The 4,293-nt window shown below is 29.0% G+C and carries 7 protein-coding genes; all 7 read left to right on the top strand.

What is annotated here, in order from left to right:
- The coding region (locus tag ACOX6R_RS07345; RefSeq protein WP_433448787.1) for a hypothetical protein at positions 1-319 on the top strand (319 nt) is incomplete at its 5' end.
- Complete coding sequence (locus ACOX6R_RS07350; protein WP_433448789.1) at positions 306-1,241, top strand: hypothetical protein; 936 nt, start codon at positions 306-308, stop codon at positions 1,239-1,241. The genes ACOX6R_RS07345 and ACOX6R_RS07350, both read left to right, overlap by 14 nt.
- A gap of 9 nt (positions 1,242-1,250) precedes the next feature.
- Positions 1,251-1,808, top strand: a complete 558-nt coding sequence (efp, locus tag ACOX6R_RS07355; RefSeq protein ID WP_433448790.1) for an elongation factor P — start codon at positions 1,251-1,253, stop codon at positions 1,806-1,808.
- Positions 1,809-1,831: 23 nt separating this feature from the next.
- The gene (locus tag ACOX6R_RS07360) at positions 1,832-2,152 is read left to right on the top strand and encodes a CD1247 N-terminal domain-containing protein (RefSeq protein ID WP_433448792.1); all 321 of its coding nucleotides are present in this window, start codon (positions 1,832-1,834) and stop codon (positions 2,150-2,152) included.
- Between the two features lie 152 nt (positions 2,153-2,304).
- On the top strand, positions 2,305-2,676 hold the full coding sequence (locus ACOX6R_RS07365) for an Asp23/Gls24 family envelope stress response protein (protein WP_433448798.1): 372 nt from the start codon (positions 2,305-2,307) through the stop codon (positions 2,674-2,676).
- Positions 2,677-2,684: 8 nt separating this feature from the next.
- The gene (gene nusB / locus ACOX6R_RS07370) at positions 2,685-3,083 is read left to right on the top strand and encodes a transcription antitermination factor NusB (RefSeq protein ID WP_433448794.1); all 399 of its coding nucleotides are present in this window, start codon (positions 2,685-2,687) and stop codon (positions 3,081-3,083) included.
- Between the two features lie 2 nt (positions 3,084-3,085).
- Positions 3,086-4,293, top strand: a 1,208-nt coding sequence (gene xseA / locus ACOX6R_RS07375; protein WP_433448796.1) for an exodeoxyribonuclease VII large subunit, incomplete at its 3' end; no start/stop codon positions are given.

Raw genomic sequence — 4,293 nt, forward strand, 5'->3', positions numbered from 1 at the left:
TTATATAAAAGATGACATTAACTTTTGCCAACACTATGCTTATATAAGCGGCAATTATTATTTTATACATGATGAAGGAAGTGTCTATAAGTACGTGGCATTTGTAAAATCTGGAAATAGAATAAAGAGAAATGTATTGGCAAAAAATTCATTAGACTCTAAAAAATTATCCTTACAAGGTTCCAATATATTATTAGAAAAATGTGATGATTTTAATTTAAATGTGAATGGCAACTTTGTGGATATAGAAATATTGTATAATGGCAAGACTTACAAAGAGTCTATTGCGCTGAGGGTAAAAGAATATGAAAAAGAATAGAGGCTTTATTTATATACATGTAATTTTACTTGTAACATTAATGTCAATATTATTTTATTTTATCTACGCCTACATAAATAGGTCTAGTTTTATCACTTATAAAAAAGAAGATGTTATAAATTCAGAATACAAGGCAGAATCCTTAATAAATATTATTTTGGCAGACGATAATTTTCGCGATGAGTTCAAAAAATTTTATTTATCAGAAAGTACAAAGACTAAAATTACTCCAACAATTATTCCAAAAGATTTGCAGTCAAGTAGCTCTTATATTGAAAAGTCACCGACAAGGAACTTACCCGATAGAGTCATATTATTTTCAGAGGTAAAGTATAAAAACATAGACTCAAAAGTTACTCTATCTGGTTCTGGAATTAATGATTTTTATAAAGATAAATCAGGGATTATTACTTCTGATAAAGTTAAACCAAATAAACTTAAAAAAATGAAAGACGCATTTATAAATTTTAGATCTGATGGAGATATAATTAGATTAAATGGAGACTTTATCTTTAAAAGAATTAACAATAAACCTTATATTTGTGAAGAGCAAGAAGTAGTAAGTGAAGAAACAGGTTTAACTACAGTTGAAGTTGTCCCAATTCACTCAATTCAGAATAAAGACATTATTTTACAAGAAAGCGGCACACTGGAAGTAAAAGACGACTTCAATTTAGCCAGTTTTTTAATAATAAATGATAAAGTTATATTTAATGATTATAAAATATTTGGTATAATAATACTAAACGAAGGGGCAAAGGTATCTAAAATCAATAGTTTAGAAGGATATTTAGTTAATTTTTCTAGTAATGATACATATACCAATGTAGAATACAATAAAAACATTCTTGATAAATTTAGGAATGAATTGCCTTATTATGTGCAATTTGAACCAATTGCCTTACAAAACAATATTAATTAGGAGGCTTTTATGATTACAGCAGGAGATTTAAGAAAAGGACTTACATTTGAGTGGAACGGTGATGTTTATGAAGTAATAGATTTCCAACACGTTAAACCAGGAAAAGGTGCTGCTTTTGTAAGAACAAAAATAAAATCAGTACTTAACGGTGGAATTAAAGATATGACTTTCAATCCATCAGAAAAATTTGAAAGAGTTGTTATAGAAAACAAAGAAATGCAATATCTATATTCAGACGGAGCTCTATACTATTTCATGGATTTAGAATCTTACGAACAAATTCCACTAGAAAAAGATATGGTAGAAGAAGCACTAAATTACATCAAAGAAAATGATATGGCAACTATCAATTTCTATAAAGGTAAACCATTTAGAGTTACTCCACCAAACTTCGTTGAATTAGAAGTTGTTGAAACTGAACCTGGAGTTAAAGGGGACACATCAAGTGGTGGATCAAAACCAGCTAAAGTTGAAACAGGATTTACTTTAAATGTACCTCTATTTATTAATATTTCAGATGTAATAAGAATTGATACAAGAACTGGTGAATATATGTCTAGAGTTTAATCTCTAAAGATTCGGAGGATATTATGGAATATTTACTAAAGAGAATATCTTATTTAAAAGGATTAGCTGATGGTTATGATCTTGATACATCAACTAATGAAGGAAAGCTAATTAGCGAATTAATCGATATACTCGAAGATGTAATCGACGAAATGATGGATTATCGTGAAGAGATCGAAGATTATGTAGACATCATTGAAGAAGATTTATCAGATCTTGAAGATTATGTTTATGAAGATGATGACTTTGATATATATGATGATATTTACGATGATGATTTCGACTTTGATGGTTTAGAAGTATTCGAAGACGACGAAGACGAAGATAAAACTGAAGAAGAATAATTATCCTAGCCCCTTAAGGGGCCTTTTTTATTTATACAATAAGAAGGCAATTTTTAAAGCATTAATTATCGCGATTTACTACTTCAAACCTACATTAAATTGATAAAAAACACACAATTTGATATAATTATTTTAATAAATCTGGAGGTGTCATTGTGGAAAATTATTTAATAGATGAAAATATATCAGAAGGACAAATCAAAATATCAGATGATGTTATTGCGACAATTGCTACAGTAGCAGCAGAAAGTGTTGAAGGTGTAGTAAAGGTTTCAACTAACTTTAAGTCCCAAATGAGTGATATTTTAAATACAAAAAATATAAATAAAGGCGTTAGAGTAAATGTCGGAGAAAGACAAACTGTTGTAGATATATATATCACAGTTGAGTATGGAGTAAAAGTTGTAGAACTTAGCGAAAAAGTTCAACAAGCTGCTAAAGAAGCCATCGAAAATATGACAGATTTCGATGTAGTAGAAATTAATGTTCATATTAACGGCATTGCAGTTAAAAGCGAAGACTAATTAGTAACATGAGTAGAAAGAAAGCAAGAATTGGTGCAATGCAACTATTGTATGCGATGGAAGCTTGCAACGATTATTCAAATAAAACATTAGAATTATTTATTGATAATCATGAGTTTCTAGGTGATGAGCTGGATTATATTAATCGTGTAATACCTGATTTAGTAGAAAATCTTGAAACAATAGATAATACAATTGAAAAAAACTTAAAAGGATGGACTGTTTCAAGGCTTGCAAAAGTCGACAGACAAATATTAAGAATAGCTGTATATGAATTCTTATATAAAGATGATATTCCGCCAGAAGTTTCAATAAATGAGGCTGTTGATATAGCTAGACAATACAGCACTGAAGATTCACCCAAATTTGTAAATGGAATTTTGGGCAGTATTTATAGGAGTTTATAACTTTGTCAAAGAATGCCATTAAAGTCAGTGAATTAAATAACTATATAAAAAAGATTATTGATATGGACTATCTTATAAAAAATATAGCTGTTGAAGGTGAGATATCAAATCTAAAAAAACATTCCAATGGAAATATTTATTTTTCGCTCAAAGATGAAAAGTCTAGAATAAATGCCATTGTGTATTCGACTAATGCAAATTTTGATTTTGACCTTCAAGAAGGAATGTCAATAATTGCAACAGGTGTTGTTTCTTTTTATGATAGAGAAGGACAAATTAATTTTTATATAGATGAAATTAAACTTCGCGGCGAAGGCTATTTATATCAAGATTTTCTAAACCTTAAGAAAAAATTGGGGTCTGAAGGTTTATTTGATGCTCGCCATAAAAAGAAAATAGTTAAATATCCAAAATCAATTGGCCTTATTACATCGGATACAGGAGCAGCAGTAAGGGATGTGTTAAACAATTTATATAAGAGGAACAATTTAGTCGATGTTTACTTGTATCCTAGCTTTGTACAGGGGAGGCTCGCAAGTGAAAGTGTGATAAATGGTATTAAATTTTTTAATGAAAATAAAAAAGTTGACACCATAGTAATTGCACGTGGCGGCGGAAGTTTCGAAGATTTATCTGCCTTTAATGACGAAAAACTTGCAAGAGAAATATATTCTTCTGATATCCCTATAATATCTGCTATTGGTCATGAAATTGATTTTTGCATTTCGGATTTTGTAGCTGATCTTAGAGCTTCAACTCCAACTAATGCAGTAGAACTTGTTACAGGAAGTAAGAAAGATTTGATAAATGAGCTTTTTGACTTAATATCAAATCTTTTTAATTCTATGAACAATAGAATCCATCGCGAAAAATATCAAAACTTAGATTTATTCAACACACTTTCTCAAAAAAATCCAATCGGTTTGATAAATAAAGAAGAGAGAAAACTGGATTTTTTAAAGAGACATTTGGACTTTAATATTCAAAACAAAATGCATTCTAACCAAAATAGAATGCTTGAAGCAAAGATAAATTTAAAAAGTTATGATCTAAAAAAAGATGATGATTATAGAAGACTTAGTAATTTGAAATTTTATTTAAATAAAAATTTCAGTTCAAAACTTCATCTTAATGAGAATTATCTGAGATATAATCTAAATTATCTAGAAAAGTCAGCTGCCAGCAATCTAGAAAATTCTAAATCCAGGTT

The sequence above is a fragment of the Peptoniphilus sp. genome, from assembly GCF_050943655.1.
Lineage (GTDB): Bacteria > Bacillota > Clostridia > Tissierellales > Peptoniphilaceae > Peptoniphilus_A.